Source organism: Rhizobium sp. LEGMi-198b, assembly GCF_054114205.1.
This window is the reverse complement of sequence record NZ_JBSYVH010000001.1, coordinates 1165097-1185333: the sequence shown is the minus strand read 5'-3', so window position 1 is coordinate 1185333 and position 20237 is coordinate 1165097. Positions and strand designations below refer to the sequence as shown.

Genomic DNA, 20237 nt, shown 5'->3' with positions numbered 1-20237 from the left:
TTGCATGTCCTTCAAACACGAGGTTCGAAATGGTGCAGGCGGTGGGAATATCGCGTGGATCGGCATTGGCGGTAACGCAGAAGACGCCTTCGCGCTGGTCGCAGCCATGGCTCGTCTCGCTGATCTACAGCGCCGTCATCATCGCCGCGCTGTTGATCCTCAATCGTCATGCCACGGATTATGTCGGACCAGACAATGACGACATCATGCGTCTGGTCGAAGTACGCGATTTTCTCGGCGGCCAAGGCTGGTTCGACATGGTGCAATACCGCCTTGGCCTCGATGGCGGAACGCTGATGCATTGGTCGCGCTTCATCGACCTGCCGATCGCCGGCCTGATTGCTTTCTTTCGACTGTTCCTTGCGCCGGAAAACGCGGAGGCGGCAGCGCTTACGGTTTGGCCGCTGCTGCTCGTGCTGCCGCTGATGTTCTCCATGGGCCTAGCCGGACGCCGCATCGCCAGCACGGAAGGCATGCATTTCTCGCTCGGCCTGACGGCACTCTTCATTTTGGTGTCGAGCCGTTTCAAGCCGGGCTCCATCGATCATGACAATGTGCAGCTCGGGCTTGTCGCGCTCACCGTCGCCATGCTGGCCGACGAGACCTACAGGCCGCGTAATTTCGTCATCGCGGCCATCGCCCTTGCCATTGCCCTCGGCATCGGTGCGGAGACCACGCCGTTCGTCGCCGTCGCCTGCATGGCTGTTGCGGGGCTCTGGGCGTGGGATGGCGAGATTTTCGCGCCCGCCGCCCGCGCCTTCGCCTTGACGCTGACGATCGCCGTCAGCGCCGCTTTCTTCGCGCTGGTGCCGCCGCATCTCTATTCCAACGTCACATGCGACAATCTCTCGCTCGGCTTCTATAGCATCATCAGCATCGGCGGCGCCGGCCTGTTATTGTCCGCGCTGTTTGCCAGCCGCCTGTCGCGTCCCTGGCGTCTGGCGGTGCTGGCGGCCAATGGCGCCGTTGTCTTCGCGACGACATTGGCGATCGCGCCCCAATGCCTGCGCAATCCGCTCGCCGATCTCGATCCGATGCTGGTGCAATTGTGGTTGAACAGCGTCACCGAGGCGCAGTCGATCCTGGCCCTGTCCCATCATCAGCCGGATACGCTCGGCGCCTTCTATGCCACCGGCCTCATGGCGATCGTTGTCTGCATCTTCCGCATGATGCGGGGCGAGCGTGCCCGCTTGCATGCCGTCCTTTTGGCACTGGTAGCCGTCAATTGGATCGTTGCGTTGGTGCAGGTGCGCGGGGCCGAGTTTTCCAATCTGCTCGCCATTCCGCCGCTCGCGCTGCTGCTTGCCGAGCTTCGTCGCATCTCTGCCGCTGACCCGGAAGATATGGGTGCAGCCTTCTTCTATGTCGCCGCCACGCTGCTTTCTGTGCCCGCCGTCTGGGCCGTCGGCGGCGCGCTTGCCAACAACGGGATCGCAAACAGTTTCTCCGCTCCAGTCGCCAATGCGGAAGAGAAGGGAGAATGCGCCTCAAAGGACGCGCTGGCGCCGATCGCTAGTCTCGATCCCGGCGTCGTTGCCGCGCCGTCCAACATGGGCTCGCCCATGCTGCGCTTCACGCCGCATCGAGTGCTGTCCGCTCCTTATCATCGCAACCAGGGTGGTATGCTGACCGAGCTGCACATCGGCCTTGCGGAGCCGAAAGAGGCAGAAGCCTTCCTGCGCGGCGCGCATGTAACATTGCTTGCCTTCTGTCCTAGCGACCCGCAAGTGGAAGAAGTTTCCAAGCTGAAGCCGGAAGGGCTCTACGCCCAACTCGGCCAGGGGCACGTGCCCGCCTATCTCGAACCGATCCCAGTGGCGGCGAAGTCGAATGTGCAGTTCTTCCGGTTCAAGCCGCAGGATTGAGGGTGCCCGTATCGCAGGTGGGCTGACTATTGCAGCCGATGCGACTCTGTCACAAATCGCCGATAGCCTGCGTTATCTAGTATGTCGGACCAACGGATATTCATGGAAGAACAATCGCGCGCTGAACCGTCGAACATCCTGCGCAAGGTGAGTGGGCGCTTCTTTCGTTCCGTCCTTGTCGAACGCCTCGACCATGTCCTCGATCCACCGGACGAGAGGAGCGCGGGCCGCTATCATCGGCTCGGTCAGCCTGCCCTCTATATGAGTGCCTCGCCCGAGTGGGCGGTCATGGCGATTTCTGGTTATATGCGCGAGGACGGACGGCGTCGTGTTGTTGTGCCGCTGTTGGTCGGCGACGCATTTGTGCTCGATCAGCATGATCAGCAGGCATGTGAACGGCTCGGCATTGATCGGAATGCCTCCAATCTCCCCTGGCGCCCGGCACTGGCCGCCGGCGAGGAACCGCCGTCCTGGCGCACCGCCGATGCCGCCAGAGCGGCGGGTGCCGATGGCATCATCGATCGATCAATCCCCGGTGGCTGGCATCTCAATCTGTTTCGCTGGAATGCGCTCGGCGGTCCATCTGTCGAGGTGAGCGGTGATCCGGTTGAGATTACTTTGTCGAAAGATGGCCCGAAGTGGGGTCTGTAACCAAAGCTTTGTAAGTCCCTTTTGCGCACATGCGCCCGGATCAGGCCTGGCGACGCTCCAGCACGTCGAGCGTGATGAGATAACCAATGAAGCCGAGGTTGTAACCGCCGAGCGCAACGAACAATGTCGTCAGAGGCGGCGGAACCACGGAGGCGGCGACGGCTGCCATGAAGGCGATGCTGACCAAGGCCGCGCCCAGGATCGAACCGATCGCCGAACGCTGCAGGCCGGCCGCAATTCCGATGATCATGGCGGTTACGAATATCATCGCTCCACCTCCTCTTTACCAAAAACAAGTTTGCACAGAATTGCACGAGGATGGCTAAGAAAGGCTTTGTTGATAGGGTTAACGCATGATGAAGGAATAGGCTCCGCATTTGCGGCGACTTTCGATAAAAGGACCGTATGAGCAGCTTCTTTGAGAATGATTCGCCGACGAATCTTGCGGAATATTCCGTCTCGGAATTGTCCGGGTCGATCAAGCGCACGGTCGAGAGCGCTTTCGATCAGGTGCGCGTGCGCGGTGAAATTTCCGGCTATCGCGGACCGCATTCCTCCGGTCACGCCTATTTTTCGTTGAAGGATGACAGGGCCCGCATCGACGCGGTGATCTGGAAAGGTACATTTTCCAAGCTGAAATTCCGCCCCGAGGAAGGAATGGAAGTCATCGCCACCGGCAAGGTGACGACCTTCCCGGGCTCCTCGAAATACCAGATCGTCATCGAAACGCTGGAGCCGGCAGGCGCTGGTGCGCTGATGGCTCTGCTGGAGGAGCGCAAGCGCAAGCTCGGCGCCGAGGGCCTGTTCGATGCGGATCGAAAGCGCCGTCTTCCTTTCATGCCCAAGGTCATCGGTGTCGTCACCTCGCCGACCGGCGCGGTCATCCGCGACATCCTGCACCGCATCTCCGATCGTTTCCCCGTGCATGTCCTGGTGTGGCCGGTGAAGGTGCAAGGTGACGGGTCCGGCGATGAGGTGGCGAATGCGATCCGCGGCTTCAATGAATTTGTACCAGGGGGCGCCGTTCCCCGCCCGGACGTGCTGATCGTCGCCCGTGGCGGCGGCAGCCTGGAGGATCTCTGGAGCTTCAACGACGAGGCGGTCGTCCGCGCTGCCGCGGCGAGCGAGATTCCATTGATCTCCGCCGTCGGTCACGAGACCGACTGGACGCTGATCGACTATGCCGCCGACGTACGGGCGCCGACGCCAACGGGGGCCGCGGAAATGGCCGTGCCGGTCAAGGCTGAACTTGAGGCGCAGCTCGCAAGCCTTGCCGCCCGCCTGCAGGGCGGTATGGGCAGGCAGATGGATCAGCGTCGGCAGGCGGTGCGTGCGCTGCTTCGGGCGTTGCCCTCGCTCGACCAGCTTCTGGCTTTGCCGCGCCGCCGCTTCGATGAGGCCGCCGCCGGGCTGGGCCGTGGGCTGGAGATGAACACGCTCAACAAGCGCCGCGCCTTCGAGCGCACCGCCGCGCATCTGCGGCCCGATGTGCTGTCGAATCGTATCGCCGAGCGGAGGCAGATGCTGGGTGAGCGGATGAGCCGCGCTGAACGCACCGTCGAGCGGATGATCGATCGCGCCCGTGCCCGCATCGGCCGCGCCGATGCCGTCTTCGCCACGCTGCCGTCGCGGCTGGCGGCGCAGACCGGCCGCGCCCGCGATCTGCTAGGCAATCTTTCCCGCCATGCCGACACCGCGATACGCCATCAGCTCGTGCGGGCGCGTGGCGAGTTGGTGGCCCAGGAGCGGATTTTGCAATCGCTTTCCTACAAGAATGTACTGAAGCGCGGCTACGCCGTCGTGCGCGACGCGACCGACCGGCCCGTTTCTTTGGCAGCAGCGCTTGCCACGGGCGCCGCGATCTCGATCGAATTTGCCGATGGCCGCATCGGTGCCGTCACCGGCGACAACCCTGCCACTGCATCGCCGGGGGTGCCGCCGGAAGGCACGCCGCCGCCGAAGAAGCGGGCCGCGAAACCGGCTGATGCCGCCGATCCGCCGAAGCAGGGAAGCCTGTTCTAATGCGCATCCTCCTCGTGCTCGCCCATCCTCTTGGGGATAGTTTTGCGGCTGCAGTAGCGAAAACTGCGGAGGAGACTCTCGTCGCCGGCGGGCATCAGGTGGATTTGCTCGATCTCTACCGCGAGGAATTCGACCCGCGCCTCTCCGAAGCCGAGCGGCGCGGTTATTTCGATGAGCCTTATGACACTTCCGCCGTCGAGAATATCGTCGCCCGGCTGCAGGCGGCCGATGGGCTGATGCTGGTCTTTCCGCAGTGGTGGTTCAATTTTCCGGCCGTCCTCAAGGGGTTCTTCGATCGGGCTTTCGCTCCCGGCGTCGCTTTCCGCCACGATGCCGCCGGCGGCCGCATTGTGCCGCAATTGAGCAATATCCGCCTGTTCTGGGCGTTGACGACGACTGGTTCGCCCTGGTGGATCGTGCATCTCTACATGGGCAATCCGGTGCGCCGCCTTTTGAAACGCGGCATCGCTGCTTTCTGCTCAAAGCGGCTCGATTTCCGTATGTTGACCCTGCACGATATGGATCGGATCGGCGAAGCTGGGCGTCTTGCGCACCTTGCGCGCGTCAGGAACGCCTTGGCCGCCATTTCGCTTTGAACCAACTAATCCTCCCGGTATCCAACCAATCAATTCGGCTGATATGCGGTTTTGGCGACGTATGTTATTCTAACACCATGTTTTTTTAGGAGGGCCATACGATGAGGTTGGCCTCTTATAACGTCGAAAACCTGTTCGACCGCGCCAAGGCGATGAATCTCGATAGCTGGGATGAAGGCCGCCCGATCCTGGAGAAGTTCGCCGCACTCGAAGGCCTGCTCGGCCAAGTGAGCTATAGCGACGCCGACCGAAAAAGGATGACGGAACTGATCGTCCAGCTTGGCCTGGAGAAAAGCGATACCGGTCCCTTCGTTCTCCTCCGGCGCAATCGCGGTGCGCTGTTGACGCGGCCGAAGACGGGCGGTGTCATCGTCATTGCCGATGGCCGCGCCGATTGGGTCGGCTCGCTGGAGCTGCGCGAAGAGCCGGTGGATGAAGAGGCGATGCGCAACACGGCGCGCGTCATCGGCGATGTCAATGCCGATGTGCTGGGCATTGTCGAAGTCGAAGGCCGGCCGGCACTCTCTTCCTTCAATTCATTGATCGTACCGGCTGTCGGCGGCGATCCTTTCGCGCATGTCATGGTGATCGACGGCAATGATGAGCGCGGTATCGATGTCGGTCTCATGACGCGGAAAGATTTCCCGATCGATTTCATGCGCAGCCATGTCGATGATCGCATGCCGGATGGTTCGCTGCTCTTCTCGCGGGATTGCGCCGAATATCGCGTTACGACGCCCGCCGGCGCGACGCTCGTCGTTTTGGTCAACCATTTCAAAAGCAAGGGCTATGGCGGCGTGCAGGTTTCCGATGCCCGCCGCAGGACGCAAGCGAAGCGGGCGCGGGAAATCTACGAGGCGCTGTTGACGGAAGGTGTCGATTACGTCGCCTTGATCGGCGACCTCAACGACTATCCCGATAGCCAGCCGCTGAAGCCGCTGACCACCAGCACCCTGAAGGATGCCTTTACCCATCCCGACTTCGATGATGGCGGCTATCCCGGTACCTATGGCCTCTGCAACACCACCAACAAGATCGACTATCTTTTCCTGTCGCCGACGCTTTTCGACAAGGTTCAAGGCGGTGGCGTTTTCCGCAGGGGCTTATGGCCGGGATCGCGGCCGAAGCGCTGGGACGTCTATCCCGAGCTGACGGCGGAAAAACAGGGCGCCTCGGACCATGCGGCCGTATGGGTGGATCTCGATATCTGAAAATACCTTCGCTCCATCGAAACGAAGGTATTGATGACTTACGCCCACTCGCCTCCGCGCATGACCGGCACGCGCGAGCCGTCGAACTTGATGCCGTCGATGTCGACCTTGTCGGAGCCGATCATCCAGTCGATGTGAATGAGGCTGGAATTGCCGCCCTGGGCCTTGATCTGTTCCTGGCTCAACGTCGCGCCATCGATGAAGCACTTGGAGTAGCACTGGCCGAGCGCGATGTGGCAGGACGCATTTTCGTCGAACAGCGTGTTGTAGAACAGGATGCCGCTGGCCGAGATCGGCGAGGAATGCGGCACCAATGCCACTTCGCCGAGGCGCCGCGCGCCTTCGTCGGTATCCAGCACCTTGTTCAGCACCTCTTCGCCGCGCGACGCCTTCGCCTCGACAATGCGGCCGCCTTCGAAGCGAACCCGGATATTGTCGATTAGCGTGCCCTGATGCGAGAGCGGCTTGGTCGAGGAGACATGACCTTCGACACGCAGCGCATGCGGCGTGGTGAACACCTCTTCGGTCGGGATGTTCGGGTTGCAGGTGACGCCGTTCTTGGCGACCGAAGCGCCGCCATGCCATTCATGGCCGTCGGCAAGGCCGATCTTCACGTCTGTGCCCGGACCCTGGAAGTGCAGGGAGGCGAAGCGCTGGCCGTTCATCCAGGCCGAACGCTTGTGCAGATTGGCATTGTGCTCAGCCCAGGCCCCGATCGGATCCGGCACGTCGACGCGCGAGGCGGCGAAGATCGCCTTGGCGAGCTTGGCGACGGCGATGCCCTCCGGATCGTCCGGGAAGACCAGCTTCGCCCAGGAGGGATTGGGGTAGGAGACGATGTTCCAGTTGATGTCGAAATTGGAGATCTTTTCCAGTGCGGGCTTGTAGGCGGCGGAGTTGGCGCGATTGGCACGCGCGACCCTGGCCGGGTCCTGGCCGGAGAGCAGCATCGGATTATCGCCGGAAATGGCAAGCCGCGCGGCGTTGTTGGCATAGGCCTTGGCCATGCCTTCATAGAGCCAACTCGAGGCGCGGTCGAAGCTCTCCTCATGGCCGTATTCATAGCGGGCAAGCGTGGTTTCTTCGTCGGAATAGAACGTGGTGACGAGACCGGCGCCGGCCTTATAGGCCTCGCGGGTGATCAGCCGCACCAGCGGCATCGCGACGACCGGCGCGGTAATAACCAGGTCCTGGTTCTTCTGCAGTTGCAGCCCGACCTTCACGGCCACTTCGGCAAGCTTTTCCAGCTTGGCGGGATCGACGGGATGATGGTTGGGGGAGGCGAACGTCATGGCAAACCTGCGTGTGAGGATCGGAAGAACGGTCCCAGACTTAGACTTGTTTGCGACGGAAATGAAGGCCGTTTTGTTCTTTTGGCACGATCAGGCAATCAACGGCGCGGCCTTCGCCTTCAAAATCCTCAGCGCATCCTGGGGGTTAAGGCGCACTTGCAGGCCGCGCTGGCCGCCGTTGATATAGACATATGCCTCGGCCATCGCCTGTGCCTCGATCGCCGTCGGCACCGTCTTCTTCTGGCCGAAAGGGCTGATGCCGCCGACATGATAACCCGTCAGCCGCTCGGCATCGGCGGGCTTCATCATAGCCGCCGATTTGCCGCCAAACGCGCCGGCGAGCTTTTTCATGCTGACCTCATGATCGGAGGGGACAACCACGCAGACCGGCTTGCCATCCACCTCCGCCATCAATGTCTTCAACACCCGATGCGGCTCCTCGCCCAACGCTTCCGCCGCCTGCATGCCGACACGCTCTGCATTCGGATCGTAGTCATAGGTATGGACGGTGAAGGCAACCTTGGCCTGGGTCAGCACCTGCGTGGCGCGGGTGGTTTTGGACATGCGGATACCGGTGTCTTTGGCGATGCGGATCTCATCCGCGCTTAGAATGAATGCGGTCGAGCCTTTCAAGAATTTCCAATCCGCGCGCGCTATCACCGTTTGCTGCTCTCAGGCGGAAGCGTGTTTCGGCGTCGAACTCAGTCAACGCTTTCGTTGAAAGTTCTTCGAAAAGCTTATTGAGGCTCGTGCCGCGGGCGGCGGCAAGAGCTTTCGGTCGCTCATGTTGATCGTTTGGAAGGCGGATTGTCAGTGTACTCATGTCAAAGCCATATACGCTGTCATTCCGGAAGCCAATTGGCTTTAGTCAGCTTCCGAAAATGCCCGCATAAATCTCCGGCTTGAACCCGACCAGCAATTTTTCATCGGCCTCCAGCACCGGGCGCTTGATCATCGAAGGTTGGGCCAGCATCAGCGCGATGGCCTTGTTCTTGGTGAGATCGGCGCGGTCTTCCTCGGGGAGCGCCTTGAAAGTGGTGCCGGCGCGGTTGAGGACGGTTTCCCAGCCGGCTTGCGCGGTCCAGCGTTCCAGATGGTCGCGGTCGATGCCGACGGCCTTGTAGTCATGGAAATCATAGGCGATGCCATGGCCTTCCAGCCAGGTCCGTGCCTTCTTCATCGTGTCGCAATTCTTGATGCCGTAGATGGTGATCGTCATGTCGAATCCGTCTCTTGCTGTGCGCTCTCGCATAGCACGCAAGCGGAGATGAGCGAAAGTCTGGGGACGGCTCGATGGTCATACGTCCGCTGAGGTGCCTCAGTCTTCCAGCGCTCCCGGCTTGCGGGCGGCCGTGCTCGGCCTGTCGCAGCCGATTTTCATCAGGTCACCGCGGCGGCGAACAAGGCGATCGGAGACGCGGGTGACGATGAGGCCGGCTTGCGGAGCATGGATATCGATCGTTCCATTCGGCATGCCGGGGGCGGTAATGATCGTCGCCAGCAGATCGCCTTCATCGACATGTTCGCCGATATTGCGATGGAAGAGCACGGTACCGGCCTGCGGCGCCCGGATTATCTCGACATTGTCGAGCGGCACGGCGGGCCCGGTAAAGCTCGGCAGGCTCACGCCTTCATCCCGCACTGCGCCGCGGGCAGCGAGGAAACGCCAGAGCCCTTCGGCGTCCCTCTTGGCCATCTCTGGATAGACATCGCGCGTGCCGCGCAATTCGACGGTCACAGACAGTTTTCCCGGTAGCCGCGCCTTCTTCTCGCCGGGCACTTCGTATTTCCAGGCGAAGCTGACAGCCTCCTCGAAGGCGGAGCTTTCACCATCCGACAGCAGCACGGCGTCCATGTTCAGCGCCGCCGCCAGATCGGCTGCCTCCGGCCAGAAGGCGTCGTCGATATAGGCATATTGCAGGGATTCGTCATCGCAATGCAGGTCGATCACCAGATCGGCCGCAAGCGCCATATGGATGAGCTGCCGCTTCAGCCGGTCAGCGGCCGGGTAGCGCTCCAGGTTTTCGAGCAGCAGATGGCGGTCGCGCGCGGAGATCAGCGGAAAGTCGCGATTAAAATTTGTGCGCGTGCCCAAATCGAAGCGGCCCTGCATTTCGCCGAAATGCGATTGCGCCGCGCCGATCGGATTGGCGTGCGGCACGACGATGATATCGCTCAGAACCGCGCCTTCCGTCTCCGCCTGCCGCAGCCGCTCGCAGAGGAAATGAGCCAGCGCCGTGCCCGGCAGTTCGCCGGCATGCAGCGCCGCCTGGATATAGACCTTGGGCGCATCCGGCTCGCTGCCTGAAAAATGCAACACAGGCAACCGCCATGCGATCCCCGGCGTATCGCCGTCGATAGTAATGTGCGTGATGTCCATGTGTTTCTCTCCTGCTTGTGATGGCCCGATACCAAGTCGCGGCCTCCGTCCGCAACAATTATGGGAAGGCGGCGCGCGGATGGATCAGAACTTGTTTCACCGCCTGCCGAAAGACAAGGTTCCGCTTCCGGAGCCTTTGTCATCGCCTCTGTTCTATAGGCCGCCGCTCCTGCGCAGGCTCATGATCAGGGCGAGGCTGAGCAGGACGGCGCCGGCACCGAGGAGGAAGGGTGCCGTATAGCCGAACTGATTGGCAAGCAGGCCGGCGATCGGGCCGGTGCTTCCGAGCGCCACATCCAGGAAAACCGAATAGAGGCCAAGCGCCACGCCGCGATTTTGTGCTGGAACGTGCGCCATCGCCTCGTTGCCGAGCGCCGGAAAGATCGGTGCAAAGCCGGCTCCGGCAAGCGCCGCGCCGATGATTGCGACCGTGGCCGAGGGAGCAAAGGCCAGCGCCATCAGCCCCAGGATCTCCACCACCAGCGAGACGCGCGCCAGCGGCAAGCCGCCGAAGCGGGCGACGGCTTGCGCCAATCCGAGGCGGACGCCGATGAAGGCCAGGCCGAAAGCGCTCAACGCCAGCGAAGCCCCATCCCAATCGCGGCTATGGAAAAAGAGAGCGACAAAGGCCATCACGACGCCGAAGCCGCTGGAGGCCAGTGCCAGCGCCGCGCCGAAAGGCGCGACGCGGCTGAGGACTTGGCCGGTGCCGATGCCCTTTTCCTTGACACCGGGTACGGCCGGCCGCGTCTGCGCCAGCATCAAGCCGGCAATTGCCAGGCCGATCGTCACGGCGCCCGTGGCGAAGAAGCCATATTGCCCCTCCAGCCAGGCGCCGAAGGGTGCGGCAAGCGCGATGCCGCCATAGGTGGCAATGCCGTTCCAGGAGATGATGCGCACGGTTTCGCGCGCGCCCATCAGCCCGATCGCCCAGGTAATCGCCGCCGTGCTGACCAGGCTTTCACCGACACCCAGCGCCAAGCGGCCGACAAGCAGCAGCGCCAGGCTCAGAGCCGGAGCACCCGTCACCAGCGCCGATGCCAGCGTCAGGGCGCCGGAAAATCCATAGGCGATGAAACCGAGGAAAACTGAACGGCGCGGCCCATACTGATCGCACAGCCGGCCGACCTGCGCGCGGCTGATGATGGTTGCCACATATTGCGCGCTGATGGTGATGCCGGCCCAGACGACGCCGAAACCGAGACCGCTGTCGACATAGGTCGGCAGCACGGCGAGCGGCAGGCCGATGGCGATATAGCCGAAGAAGGTCAGCGCGACGATGGAAAGGAGGGATAGTGTCGAGGCGGACTGGATGGTCTGGGAGGCAGTGTTCACGAGATATCGCCTGCGGGCACCGCGCGCGGTGTCCTTGCTGTTTGCCATGCGGATCGGGGTTCGTACCGGACAGGAGTGGCGGCAACGGCCCATCGACCGTGCGACGTCACGGATGAATTTCGTATCAGGCGGGAAGCGGTGGGGTCAATGAAATTGCTGCTTTGCAGCAAAAATTCATGGCGTGTTCAAGCAATTGTGTTTAGCGCCGTGGCGGGGACCGCACCATGTCCGGCCGCGGGAAGGGAGGCAAGGCGACGATTGCGCCACCTTGCCCTTGGGTTCACATCGTCAACACCACGCTTGCCGTCGTCCGCCCCGCCTCAAGGTCGGCATGCGCTCCGGCCGCATCTTTCAGTGCGTATTCCGCGCCAATCGGATTGATCAGGCCGGCCTGCAATTCCATCATCAGCGCCTCGGCGCCCCGTCGATAGAGATCGGGATCGTTGGCGTAGGTCAATACGCTCGGGCGAGCGAGACCGATGGCGCGGGGCGCAGTCAGTTCCTCGATCTGGATCGGAGGAATGGGGCCGCCGGCCTGGCCGATGCTGGCGACCATGCCGAAGGGCCGGACGGTGGCGAGCGTCTGCGACAGCATCGCGCCGCCGATGCCGTCGATGGCGAGATGTACGCCCCGGCGGTCGGCGATGCGGCGCGTTTCCTCCACCCAATCCTCGGAATTATGCAGGAGAACGGCGTCGGCGCCGGCTTCATAGGCAAATCCCGCCTTGGCTTCGGAACCGACAGTGCCGATGACGTTGGCGCCGAGCCGCTTGGCCCAGCGCGTCACGATCTGCCCGACACCGCCGGCTGCAGCATGCACCAGCACCCATTCGCCCGATTGCAGCGGATGAACCTTGTGGAGCAGCATATGGGCGGTGAGTCCGCGCAACATCGTACTGCCGGCGAGCCTTTCGCTGACATCGTCAGGCAGCCGCACCAGCCGTGAAGCAGGCAGGGTGCGCACTTCCGCGTAACTTCCCAGCGGATGACCGACATAGGCGACCCGATCGCCGACCGACAGGCCCTCGACGCCGGAGCCGATTGCCTCCACGATGCCGGCGCCCTCGAAGCCGAGAACGGTCTGGCCGGGCGGCAGAGGGTACAGTCCAGAACGGACATAGATATCGACGAAATTGACGCCGGAAATGCTTTGGCGGATGCGGGCCTGGCCGGGACCCGGCTCGGTGATGGCAAGATCAACGAGCGTCATGGTTTCGGGACTGCCGGGACTGGTGATGGCGATGGCTAGAGGCATTGAACGGTCTCCTTTCAGACGGACTTTTGATCACAAAGGTGCGTCTGAATAAATTCGGTATGAGTTCACCATATCTGTGCAATAATGCACAGATGATCGATTGGCAGGACCTTCTTCATTTCGCTTATCTGGCGCGGACCGGCTCGCTCTCGGCGGCTGCGCGTGAGCTCGGCGTCGACCATGCCACGGTCGGCCGGCGCATCGCCGCGCTGGAACGCACGCTTGACCTGCGCCTGATCGACCGTAGGCCGCGCACCTCGCCGCTGACGGCCGATGGCCGGGCGATCGCCGAGCTGGTGGCCGGCATGGAGGACAATGTCGAGGCGATCAGACGCTATTCAAAAAGCGCGGTTGCGGGGCTTTCCGCCGCCGTCAAGATCAGCGCGCCGCCGTCCATCGCCGCCCACCTCATCGCCCCGAAAGCGGTCGCCTTTCGTGCCGAACATCCCGATATCACGCTGACGATCGCCGGCGTTACCCGTCGCGCCGCCCTCGATCATGGAGAGGCTGATGTCGCCGTGCGCATGTCGCGGCCCGAGGAAAGCGACCTTCTGGTGCGGCGCATCGGCGTCATGCGCTTCGGGCTCTATGCTGTCCCTGAGATTGCCGCAACACCGGAGGAGAGCTGGGTCTTCATCGGCTATGATGCGGCGCTCGATCATCTGACTCAGCAGACCTGGCTGCGCAGCCTGCTTGCAGGCCGCCCGATCGTTTTCCGCGCCGGCGACGTCTTCGGTCAATTGCAAGCCGCACTTGCCGGTCTCGGCGTCGTCGCGCTCCCCGCCTTTCTCGGCGACGGTGAAGCTGCGCTTACGCGTCTGCCGACGGAGATCCCGTCACCCACGCGCGACCTCTGGCTCGTCACTTATCCCGATCTGCGCCGCTCTCCGGCCATCCGCGCAGTGATGGATTTTGTCAGCGAAATGATCGGCAGAACGTGTCCATTGAGAGAGGCTGACGGGGCCACGTAAGCCAACGGTTCGTCATGCTTACTTTCCTGTTGCAGCTTACCAGCGAAACTCTACACCTAGACAGATTGGCGATTCCTGTGGTCGGTGATCGATGACGAAGCTCAGCGGCTGGCCCGCGATAAACAAAGCCGATGTGATCGCGGGCATATCGGTTGCCGGCCTGATGCTGCCGGAAGCGGTCGCCTATGCCGGTATCGCCGGTCTGCCGCCGCATAGAGCGATCCTCGCCGGTATTGCCGGCTGTCTGGTCTACGCGATTTTCGGACGCAGCCGTTTCGCCATCGTCTCACCGACCTCTTCATCTGCCGCCATTCTTGCGGCGACGCTAGCGGTTGTTCCGGGAGACGCCACCGTCAAGGCGAGCCTCGCGACCATCGCCGTCGCGCTGGCCGGCATCCTCTTCGTCATCGCCGCCGCCTTGCGCCTGGGCGGCATTACCGGCTTCATCTCGCGCCCGGTGTTGCGCGGCTTTGCCCTGGGACTGGCGATTACCATCATCCTGCATCAGCTCCCGATTCTCGTCGGCGTCCCCGTGCAGGGCTCGAATATCTTCAGCTATGCCGGCGCGCTGTTGGCGGCAATTCCCAGGTGGAACATCGCAAGCGTTGCCGTCGGCATCGTGGCATTGGTCGCACTGCTATTGCTCAAGCGGCTGCCGGGCGTCCCCGGCGCCTTCCTCGTGCTCGCTGCCGGCATCCTCGCCTCTTCTGCCTTTGGCCTCGACGGCCATGGTGTCGCGTTGGTCGGGACGATCGAGGTCCTGCCGCAATGGCCTTCGCTTCCCGATGCCGGCTGGCCCGCTTATTCGCGGCTGGTGCAATTTACCGTGCCGCTGGTGCTCATTCTCTTTGCCGAATCCTGGGGTACGATGCGGGCCTTGGCGCTACGCTACGGCGATGCTCTGGAGGTCAATCGCGAATTGGGGGCGCTGGGCCTTGCCAATATCGCCAGCGCCGTCGTCCAAGGCATGCCCGTCGGCGCCGGTTTTTCCGCGGGTTTCGCCAGCGAAGCGGCGGGAGCGAAGACGCGGGCTACCACCGTCTTTGCCGCCATCGGCCTTGCCATTCTGATCGCCAGCGCCGGGCCGCTGGTGGCGCGGCTGCCGGAGCCGGTGCTTGCCGCCGTGGTGATTGCGGCCCTCACGCATGCGCTCGACCCCGGTCCGATTCTTCGACTGCGGCGGCTTCATCGTGATTTCTATGTCGCGCTCGGTGCCGCGGCCGGCGTACTGATCTTCGGCGTCCTCAACGGCATGCTGCTGGCGATCGTACTTTCGCTCGTCGCAATGATGCATCGATTGGCATCCCCCTATGTTGCTCGTCTCGGACGGCTGGGGGGCAGCCATAATTTCGTCGACGTCAGCCGCCACCCAGAGGCGATAGAAACGCCCGGCATTGCGATCTGGCGTCCCGGCGAGCCGCTGTTTTTCGGCAATGCCGATATGATCCTTGGCGAGATTCTGACGCGCAGCCGCGCCGAAACGGGACTGAAGGCCGTGGTGCTAAGTCTGGAGGAAAGCTTCGATCTCGACAGCTCCGCGCTCGACGCTTTGATGGAATTCGACAATGCCATGCGCATTGCCGGCATCCGCGTGCAATTCGCGCGTGCTCATGATAAAGCCCGCGACCTCATGGCCGCGGCCGGAATGACCGATCTCGAAAATCGCTGTAGCTTCAGCGTTGACGACGCGGCCGCGGTGGTTGCACCGGCGGTGGGGAACGGCTGACCTCTGTAGCCGGCTTAGTTCAGCAGCCAGTAGCAAAGATGCTCGTGCCTGCCTTCCCCCTGGAGGCTATGGACCAGAACAAAATCCCGGACGGTCCACCCTACGGGTTCGTCAAGCACGACTTCCGGAATCAATTGACCCCGATATAGCAAGGTCATATGCGGCTCAAATTCCCTTCTATCGTTATTTGCAAAGCCGGTGAACCGCATTGCGTCATCCAGTTCTTGACGCAGCGCTTTCAGTTCCGCATTTCCTTCCTTGCACCATAGGACAAGGGGGCGATTGTCGCCATTACCGAAGCTGACGGCTCGATCGAAAACCACTTGGAATGATGGCTTCCTGACGGTCGACGCCGCTTGCATTGCCGCAAATGCGATCTCATGCGGTGGCTCATGCATGCCGGCGTAGGAGCCCAACTGGTAAAGCGTAATATGAAACAGATCCGAGGGGCGCGGCTTTGCGAAGAAGCGGTATTGCCGATGCAGATCGCTTGCCAGTTTGGCACTTGACGAAGCAACCTCCCGATCAGGCAGTACAGCAAAATAAAGACCAGCCGAATGCATCGGATCGGCTTCAGATTTCCTGACTCGTGATCCTCCGCCAAGATTGAGCGAAAGCTGTGCGTTGTTCTTCATGAGATCGCTTCAAAGCCAGCCGGCCTTGCCTCGTGCTGTTCTTGCTGAGCGCTGATATCCTACGGTCGCCTAGTCTTAAAATCAAGAACAAATAGAGAACAAATTGAAGTGGCCGCAATTGGCCGGGAAGATCGGATATTTCATCGCATCCCTCGATTTGGAAAAAGCACCGAATAAAACTGCCCTTCGATTGTTCACCGCAGGTCAGGGCATTTTGGCCCGCTCTCAACAAGGGAATGACCTCACATGTTGATCAAAGCCATCTTCTCCGCCGTTCTTTTCGCCTTCATCGGTCTCGGCGTCTCCGCCTGCTCCACCACCGGCTCCGGCGGCGGCATGACGCAGAATTCGGCTCCGGCCGGCGGAGGGTATTGATAAGCTCCCAAGCTGGGTGGGAAGTGGTGTGGCGGATGTTGCCGTCGCAGCATCGGCATCGCTTCCTTCACTCCGCAAAATGTTGGCAACAATCGGCCTGCGCAAGAATCGGGTTGAATTCGGGTGCCAGAGGCACGATTTTCATGGCAAGTGGAAACACGGAGACTTTGCCATGAGCGAGACAAGGCAACATTATCTGATCTTCGAAACCGTCGGTGGTTTCTGTGGGATTGCGTGGAACGACATCGGTGTCACTCGCTTCCAATTGCCGACGAAAAGCGCTGAGGCGACCGAGCGCCTCATGCTTCGCCGTTTGCCAAATGCACGACCTAGCGCGCCGACGCCCGATGTCGCCGATGCGGTTGCCGCCGTAAAGCGTTATTTCGCTGGCGAAACAATCGATTTCTCCGGCGTGAAACTGGATCTCAGCGAGCAGGACGATTTCTTCAAGCAGATCTATGCCGCAGCGAGGCAGGTAGGGTGGGGGCACACCACCACCTATGGCGCGCTAGCCAAACAGCTCGGCGCCGGTCCGGAAGCGGCGCGCGACGTCGGCCAGGCCATGGCCAAGAACCCCGTGGCGCTGATCATTCCCTGCCACCGCGTCTTGGCCGCCGGCGGCAAGATAGGCGGCTTCTCCGCGCCCGGCGGTTCGACCGCCAAGGCTCGCATGCTGGAACTGGAAGGCGTCCAGCTCGCGCCGCCGAAGCCCGTGCAGCAATCCCTGGGTTTCTGAACGTTGGTCGTGTGCATAACGCGCCCGGAGGGTCACGCGTCCGTGGATGCGGCCGCATCTCCGGCGATGGCCCGAGCCGTTCCGGGCTGAGGACGCAGCAGCAGATAGAACGCGGCGACATGCGTGATCATCAATAGAGGCACATAGATGATCGGGATTGCGTAGGTGGCGCCCAACTGTCCGGCGAACCCGGGAAGGTCGAATTGGGTGCCATTATAGTAGTCGACGATGAGGTCGACTGTCCCCACAACATTGAAGGCAATGGTGAACAGCCAAAAGAGCGGACGTATCCTTACGGTGAGAAGCGCCAGCATGGCGAGCAGGCCGGTTGCAAAGTCACCATAAGCGGCTGATATCGCGAAGCCGGTGGGCAGATTGGGGCCGACGACGCCGGGAACAATGAAGACCAGCCCGAAGAAACGGAAACTGTGCAGCGTGGCGATGGCGCGTTGCGCTTCGACCTGATCCATGGATTTGAGCTTCGGCCAGACGTAGGCTCCGAAGCAGAGCAGCCAGGGGACGTAACCCAGAACGAGATGTAGCTGGAAGATGATTGCGGGCGACATGTAGCCTCCTATGGTGTGCTAGCTCATGCGGTCTCAAACACGGTGGTCGGAATGCCGAGCCGGGCCGTCCGGGTCAGATGTACGACCGCTATCGCCTGGCGACTATTCGCTATAATGTTGACGGGCCATGAAGCAGAATTTCACAGTCAGACGAGGCGCGCTCGATGGGGTGGAGGCGTTCCTGAGCGTCGCCGAGCACCGCAGTTTTCGCAGAGCGGCCGCGGAACTCGGGGTGACTCCATCGGCGATCAGCCAAGTGGTGCGCGCGCTTGAGGCGCGCGTCGGCGCAGCGCTCTTCCTGCGCACCACGCGCAGTGTCGGCCTGACCGAAGCAGGAGAACGATTCCTGTCGCGTGCAAAGCCAGCCTTCGAGGAACTCGTCGCTGCGAGCGAGGTTGCCGGTCAACTCGGAGAGCGGCCAGCCGGATTATTGCGCCTTGCAGTGCCGCGTTCGGTCGTGCCGATCGTGCTGGAGCCACTGATCGCGTCCTTCTGCGAGGCCTATCCCGCGATCGAGGTGGAGATTGCCGTAAGCGAGAAGCTGGTCGACCTCGCAGCAGAAGGATTTGATGCCGGCGTCAGACTGGGGGAATTCATCGACGCCGACATGGTCGCGGTGCGGCTGACGCCGCCGTTCCCGTTTGTAGTCGTTGGCAGCCCCGATTACCTGTCTCGGCATAAGCGGCCGGAGCGTATCGACGATCTGCGTGACCATGCCTGCCTGCGCATGCGCCGCACGAACGGGTCGGTCGCGCCCTGGTCCTTTGTCGACGGCGGCAAGGCGGTCGAGGCAATCGTCTCAGGGCCGCTCATCGCGCATGACTACCCCACGGTCCTGGGAGCTGCCATCCAGGGTGCGGGAATTGCGCAAGTGCCAAGCCCGCTCGCCGAAGCGGCTCTTGCCGATGGCCGCTTGCAAGTGCTGCTCGCCTCCTTCGCCGTCACAACCCCCGGGGTTTTTCTGTACCACCCGGGCAGAAGCCAGGTTTTGCCCAAACTGCGCGCATTCATCGAGCATGTCAGATACCGCAGCAACGACGCTCCGCGCAGAGGCGACCCAGCTAGATCGCACCAATGATCACATCGATATGCCCGCTTGGACTCAGCTCGGCATGTTCTCGAATTGCGGAAGGTCGAGCGGCTTCACCCATTCAAGACGTCGCTTGGTGAACATCTCGAGCACCGGTTCGATGCCCGCGGAACTATCCAGGCAGCCGATCGTGGCGAAGATCATTCCTGGGAAGCTCTCCAGCTTGCTGCTGAAGACCCTGGCGCCGCAATTGGGGCAGAAGTTGCGATCCAGGCCCTTGCCGGATTGGGCGATGTAGTGAAACGCCTTCGGCTCGCCGCTGACCAGCGCAAAATCGTCCTCGGGCACGCCGAAGAACGTCGCCGCCTCGCCGCCTGACGCCTTCTTGCAGTCGAGGCAGTGACAGACGGCAACAAAGGTAGGATCGGTATCAAACTCGAATTTGACGGCCCCGCATGCGCACTGACCGGTGTGCTTCTTCGCCATGTATCAGCCCTCCATATTTGACTGGCAAAGCATCCGCGCCGTTCGCGCGCTGTCAATCGCTGTATTCTAGGGGATCATGCAGCAGGAAGCATCGGACATGCGGATAAAACAGGCAAAGGTTCGCGATTGACTTCTGCCCGTCGGATTATTGCTGCAAATCAGCCATCTCGTATAGCGGCCGGATTTCGATCTCGCTCGGTCCCGGCATGGGATTGGGGCAGCGCTTCACCCAGGCGATTGCCTCGTCCATGTCCTTGACGTCCCAGATCCAGAAGCCGGCGACCATCTCGCGACCACCGGCGAAAGGCCCATCAATGACCGCACGCCCGGGACCATCGAACGCAACACGCTTGCCCTGCGAGGAGGGCTTGAGGCCGTCGGCCGTGAGCAAGATGCCGGCATCCCGCAGCTCGTCATTGAATTTGCCCATCGCTTCCATCATCTCCGCCTCCCAGGCCGTGTGGAGGAACCCCTTCTCGCTGTCTTCGGTAGCCTTCACGATCACCATCACACGCATCGTCTGTCTCCTTTTTTGAACCGGCCGCATCGGCCTGACATTGGAATGACGAACGGAGTTTTTGGAAACCGACACCATCTCGCGATTTTTTAGCGACACGACCGTTCGCATGAGAGTAGCGTCGAGAATATCGATGGATGCCCCTAGTTTCTTCCAGTGCCTTGTCAAAATCTCGCCGGTTCAAACGTCTTTGTCGCAGCGGGCCATCAGGCTGCGCGTATCGAGAGAAAGGAACGCATCATGCAATATATGCTGTTGGTGTATTGGAACGAAGCCGAGCATAAGAATGCTAAGAAGGAACAGAAAGCCGAGACGTTTGCGGCCTATGCGGCCTATACGGAAACGTTGAAAAAGGCCGGAGCCTACGTTGCGGGTAGTGGATTGCAGGATTCCTCGATGGCAACCGTGGTGCGTGCGCCGGAGGGCAAGACCACCGTTCTCAACGGCCCCTATATCGAAAGCAAGGAGCAGTTAGGCGGCTATTATATTATCGAGGCTGATGATCTCGATAGCGCCGTCGCCTGGGCGGCGCGCTGTCCCGGCTCCCGGCAGGACACGGTAGAGGTTCGCCCTCTCATGGTCTATTGA

Annotated in this window: 22 protein-coding genes; 11 read left to right on the top strand and 11 right to left on the bottom strand. The window is 61.7% G+C overall.

Annotated elements, in window-relative coordinates; genetic code table 11:
* Window positions 1-29 precede the first annotated feature (29 nt).
* Window positions 30-1865 carry a hypothetical protein gene (locus ACXHXG_RS05810; protein ID WP_457898707.1) on the top strand — a complete coding sequence of 612 codons (1836 nt, stop codon included), beginning with the start codon at window positions 30-32 and terminating at the stop codon, window positions 1863-1865.
* 102 nt (window positions 1866-1967) lie between these two features.
* Window positions 1968-2516: an RES domain-containing protein gene (locus tag ACXHXG_RS05805; RefSeq protein WP_457898706.1), complete on the top strand. Its 549-nt coding sequence runs from the start codon at window positions 1968-1970 to the stop codon at window positions 2514-2516.
* A 40-nt stretch (window positions 2517-2556) separates the two neighbouring features.
* Here ACXHXG_RS05805 and ACXHXG_RS05800 read toward each other — a convergent pair whose 3' ends face one another.
* On the bottom strand, window positions 2557-2784 hold the full coding sequence (locus tag ACXHXG_RS05800) for a homogentisate export protein (RefSeq protein ID WP_104821712.1): 228 nt from the start codon (window positions 2782-2784) through the stop codon (window positions 2557-2559).
* Between the two features lie 137 nt (window positions 2785-2921).
* Here ACXHXG_RS05800 and xseA point away from each other — a divergent pair, with 137 nt between their 5' ends.
* The 3 genes from xseA (at window position 2922) to ACXHXG_RS05785 (ending at window position 6345) form a co-directional block, all read left to right on the top strand.
* Window positions 2922-4538: an exodeoxyribonuclease VII large subunit gene (gene xseA, locus ACXHXG_RS05795; protein ID WP_457898705.1), complete on the top strand. Its 1617-nt coding sequence runs from the start codon at window positions 2922-2924 to the stop codon at window positions 4536-4538.
* The gene (locus ACXHXG_RS05790; protein ID WP_457898704.1) at window positions 4538-5134 is read left to right on the top strand and encodes an NAD(P)H-dependent oxidoreductase; all 597 of its coding nucleotides are present in this window, start codon (window positions 4538-4540) and stop codon (window positions 5132-5134) included. The genes xseA and ACXHXG_RS05790 overlap by 1 nt, the downstream gene beginning before the upstream one ends.
* A gap of 101 nt (window positions 5135-5235) precedes the next feature.
* Window positions 5236-6345 carry an endonuclease/exonuclease/phosphatase family protein gene (locus ACXHXG_RS05785; protein WP_457898703.1) on the top strand — a complete coding sequence of 370 codons (1110 nt, stop codon included), beginning with the start codon at window positions 5236-5238 and terminating at the stop codon, window positions 6343-6345.
* Window positions 6346-6383: 38 nt separating this feature from the next.
* Here ACXHXG_RS05785 and ACXHXG_RS05780 read toward each other — a convergent pair whose 3' ends face one another.
* The 6 genes from ACXHXG_RS05780 to ACXHXG_RS05755 all read right to left on the bottom strand — a co-directional run bounded on the left by ACXHXG_RS05780 (window position 6384) and on the right by ACXHXG_RS05755 (window position 12607).
* Entirely contained in the window at window positions 6384-7637 is a 1254-nt protein-coding gene (locus ACXHXG_RS05780; RefSeq protein ID WP_457898702.1) for an aminopeptidase, read from the bottom strand.
* Between the two features lie 90 nt (window positions 7638-7727).
* Entirely contained in the window at window positions 7728-8201 is a 474-nt protein-coding gene (gene ybaK / locus ACXHXG_RS05775; RefSeq protein WP_104824956.1) for a Cys-tRNA(Pro) deacylase, read from the bottom strand.
* 304 nt (window positions 8202-8505) lie between these two features.
* Window positions 8506-8856 carry an ArsC family reductase gene (locus ACXHXG_RS05770; protein ID WP_457898701.1) on the bottom strand — a complete coding sequence of 117 codons (351 nt, stop codon included), beginning with the start codon at window positions 8854-8856 and terminating at the stop codon, window positions 8506-8508.
* A gap of 99 nt (window positions 8857-8955) precedes the next feature.
* The gene (locus ACXHXG_RS05765) at window positions 8956-10017 is read right to left on the bottom strand and encodes a M14 family zinc carboxypeptidase (RefSeq protein WP_457898700.1); all 1062 of its coding nucleotides are present in this window, start codon (window positions 10015-10017) and stop codon (window positions 8956-8958) included.
* A 153-nt stretch (window positions 10018-10170) separates the two neighbouring features.
* Window positions 10171-11352 (bottom strand): MFS transporter, encoded by a 1182-nt coding sequence (locus ACXHXG_RS05760; protein WP_457898699.1) that lies wholly within the window; start codon window positions 11350-11352, stop codon window positions 10171-10173.
* Window positions 11353-11632: 280 nt separating this feature from the next.
* Window positions 11633-12607, bottom strand: a complete 975-nt coding sequence (locus ACXHXG_RS05755) for a quinone oxidoreductase family protein (protein WP_457898698.1) — start codon at window positions 12605-12607, stop codon at window positions 11633-11635.
* A 92-nt stretch (window positions 12608-12699) separates the two neighbouring features.
* Between ACXHXG_RS05755 and ACXHXG_RS05750 the strand changes: the two genes are divergently transcribed.
* Window positions 12700-13578 carry a LysR family transcriptional regulator gene (locus ACXHXG_RS05750; protein ID WP_457898697.1) on the top strand — a complete coding sequence of 293 codons (879 nt, stop codon included), beginning with the start codon at window positions 12700-12702 and terminating at the stop codon, window positions 13576-13578.
* 91 nt (window positions 13579-13669) lie between these two features.
* Window positions 13670-15304: a SulP family inorganic anion transporter gene (locus tag ACXHXG_RS05745; protein WP_457898696.1), complete on the top strand. Its 1635-nt coding sequence runs from the start codon at window positions 13670-13672 to the stop codon at window positions 15302-15304.
* A 14-nt stretch (window positions 15305-15318) separates the two neighbouring features.
* Here ACXHXG_RS05745 and ACXHXG_RS05740 read toward each other — a convergent pair whose 3' ends face one another.
* Window positions 15319-15939 (bottom strand): 2'-5' RNA ligase family protein, encoded by a 621-nt coding sequence (locus ACXHXG_RS05740; protein ID WP_104821724.1) that lies wholly within the window; start codon window positions 15937-15939, stop codon window positions 15319-15321.
* A gap of 246 nt (window positions 15940-16185) precedes the next feature.
* Between ACXHXG_RS05740 and ACXHXG_RS05735 the strand changes: the two genes are divergently transcribed.
* Entirely contained in the window at window positions 16186-16314 is a 129-nt protein-coding gene (locus tag ACXHXG_RS05735) for a hypothetical protein (protein WP_457898695.1), read from the top strand.
* 172 nt (window positions 16315-16486) lie between these two features.
* Window positions 16487-17050 (top strand): methylated-DNA--[protein]-cysteine S-methyltransferase, encoded by a 564-nt coding sequence (locus tag ACXHXG_RS05730; RefSeq protein WP_104824958.1) that lies wholly within the window; start codon window positions 16487-16489, stop codon window positions 17048-17050.
* A gap of 32 nt (window positions 17051-17082) precedes the next feature.
* Here ACXHXG_RS05730 and ACXHXG_RS05725 read toward each other — a convergent pair whose 3' ends face one another.
* Window positions 17083-17616 (bottom strand): hypothetical protein, encoded by a 534-nt coding sequence (locus ACXHXG_RS05725; protein WP_457898694.1) that lies wholly within the window; start codon window positions 17614-17616, stop codon window positions 17083-17085.
* Window positions 17617-17743: 127 nt separating this feature from the next.
* Between ACXHXG_RS05725 and ACXHXG_RS05720 the strand changes: the two genes are divergently transcribed.
* Window positions 17744-18694, top strand: a complete 951-nt coding sequence (locus ACXHXG_RS05720; protein ID WP_104821726.1) for a LysR family transcriptional regulator — start codon at window positions 17744-17746, stop codon at window positions 18692-18694.
* Window positions 18695-18718: 24 nt separating this feature from the next.
* Here ACXHXG_RS05720 and ACXHXG_RS05715 read toward each other — a convergent pair whose 3' ends face one another.
* Window positions 18719-19132, bottom strand: coding sequence for a GFA family protein (locus ACXHXG_RS05715; RefSeq protein WP_104821727.1), 414 nt, complete (start codon window positions 19130-19132; stop codon window positions 18719-18721).
* Window positions 19133-19277: 145 nt separating this feature from the next.
* On the bottom strand, window positions 19278-19649 hold the full coding sequence (locus ACXHXG_RS05710) for a YciI family protein (RefSeq protein WP_457898693.1): 372 nt from the start codon (window positions 19647-19649) through the stop codon (window positions 19278-19280).
* A 240-nt stretch (window positions 19650-19889) separates the two neighbouring features.
* Between ACXHXG_RS05710 and ACXHXG_RS05705 the strand changes: the two genes are divergently transcribed.
* Window positions 19890-20237, top strand: a complete 348-nt coding sequence (locus tag ACXHXG_RS05705; protein WP_457898692.1) for a YciI family protein — start codon at window positions 19890-19892, stop codon at window positions 20235-20237.

What these genes read in the sequence shown, in the direction of transcription:
- ACXHXG_RS05810 (WP_457898707.1), top strand. Translation starts at nt 30, where the DNA reads ATGGTGCAGGCGGTGGGAATATCGCGTGGATCGGCATTGGCGGTAACG.
- ACXHXG_RS05805 (WP_457898706.1), top strand. Translation starts at nt 1,968, where the DNA reads ATGGAAGAACAATCGCGCGCTGAACCGTCGAACATCCTGCGCAAGGTG.
- ACXHXG_RS05800 (WP_104821712.1), bottom strand. Translation starts at nt 2,784, where the DNA reads ATGATATTCGTAACCGCCATGATCATCGGAATTGCGGCCGGCCTGCAG.
- xseA (WP_457898705.1), top strand. Translation starts at nt 2,922, where the DNA reads ATGAGCAGCTTCTTTGAGAATGATTCGCCGACGAATCTTGCGGAATAT.
- ACXHXG_RS05790 (WP_457898704.1), top strand. Translation starts at nt 4,538, where the DNA reads ATGCGCATCCTCCTCGTGCTCGCCCATCCTCTTGGGGATAGTTTTGCG.
- ACXHXG_RS05785 (WP_457898703.1), top strand. Translation starts at nt 5,236, where the DNA reads ATGAGGTTGGCCTCTTATAACGTCGAAAACCTGTTCGACCGCGCCAAG.
- ACXHXG_RS05780 (WP_457898702.1), bottom strand. Translation starts at nt 7,637, where the DNA reads ATGACGTTCGCCTCCCCCAACCATCATCCCGTCGATCCCGCCAAGCTG.
- ybaK (WP_104824956.1), bottom strand. Translation starts at nt 8,201, where the DNA reads ATGTCCAAAACCACCCGCGCCACGCAGGTGCTGACCCAGGCCAAGGTT.
- ACXHXG_RS05770 (WP_457898701.1), bottom strand. Translation starts at nt 8,856, where the DNA reads ATGACGATCACCATCTACGGCATCAAGAATTGCGACACGATGAAGAAG.
- ACXHXG_RS05765 (WP_457898700.1), bottom strand. Translation starts at nt 10,017, where the DNA reads ATGGACATCACGCACATTACTATCGACGGCGATACGCCGGGGATCGCA.
- ACXHXG_RS05755 (WP_457898698.1), bottom strand. Translation starts at nt 12,607, where the DNA reads ATGCCTCTAGCCATCGCCATCACCAGTCCCGGCAGTCCCGAAACCATG.
- ACXHXG_RS05750 (WP_457898697.1), top strand. Translation starts at nt 12,700, where the DNA reads ATGATCGATTGGCAGGACCTTCTTCATTTCGCTTATCTGGCGCGGACC.
- ACXHXG_RS05745 (WP_457898696.1), top strand. Translation starts at nt 13,670, where the DNA reads ATGACGAAGCTCAGCGGCTGGCCCGCGATAAACAAAGCCGATGTGATC.
- ACXHXG_RS05740 (WP_104821724.1), bottom strand. Translation starts at nt 15,939, where the DNA reads ATGAAGAACAACGCACAGCTTTCGCTCAATCTTGGCGGAGGATCACGA.
- ACXHXG_RS05735 (WP_457898695.1), top strand. Translation starts at nt 16,186, where the DNA reads ATGTTGATCAAAGCCATCTTCTCCGCCGTTCTTTTCGCCTTCATCGGT.
- ACXHXG_RS05730 (WP_104824958.1), top strand. Translation starts at nt 16,487, where the DNA reads ATGAGCGAGACAAGGCAACATTATCTGATCTTCGAAACCGTCGGTGGT.
- ACXHXG_RS05725 (WP_457898694.1), bottom strand. Translation starts at nt 17,616, where the DNA reads ATGTCGCCCGCAATCATCTTCCAGCTACATCTCGTTCTGGGTTACGTC.
- ACXHXG_RS05720 (WP_104821726.1), top strand. Translation starts at nt 17,744, where the DNA reads ATGAAGCAGAATTTCACAGTCAGACGAGGCGCGCTCGATGGGGTGGAG.
- ACXHXG_RS05715 (WP_104821727.1), bottom strand. Translation starts at nt 19,132, where the DNA reads ATGGCGAAGAAGCACACCGGTCAGTGCGCATGCGGGGCCGTCAAATTC.
- ACXHXG_RS05710 (WP_457898693.1), bottom strand. Translation starts at nt 19,649, where the DNA reads ATGCGTGTGATGGTGATCGTGAAGGCTACCGAAGACAGCGAGAAGGGG.
- ACXHXG_RS05705 (WP_457898692.1), top strand. Translation starts at nt 19,890, where the DNA reads ATGCAATATATGCTGTTGGTGTATTGGAACGAAGCCGAGCATAAGAAT.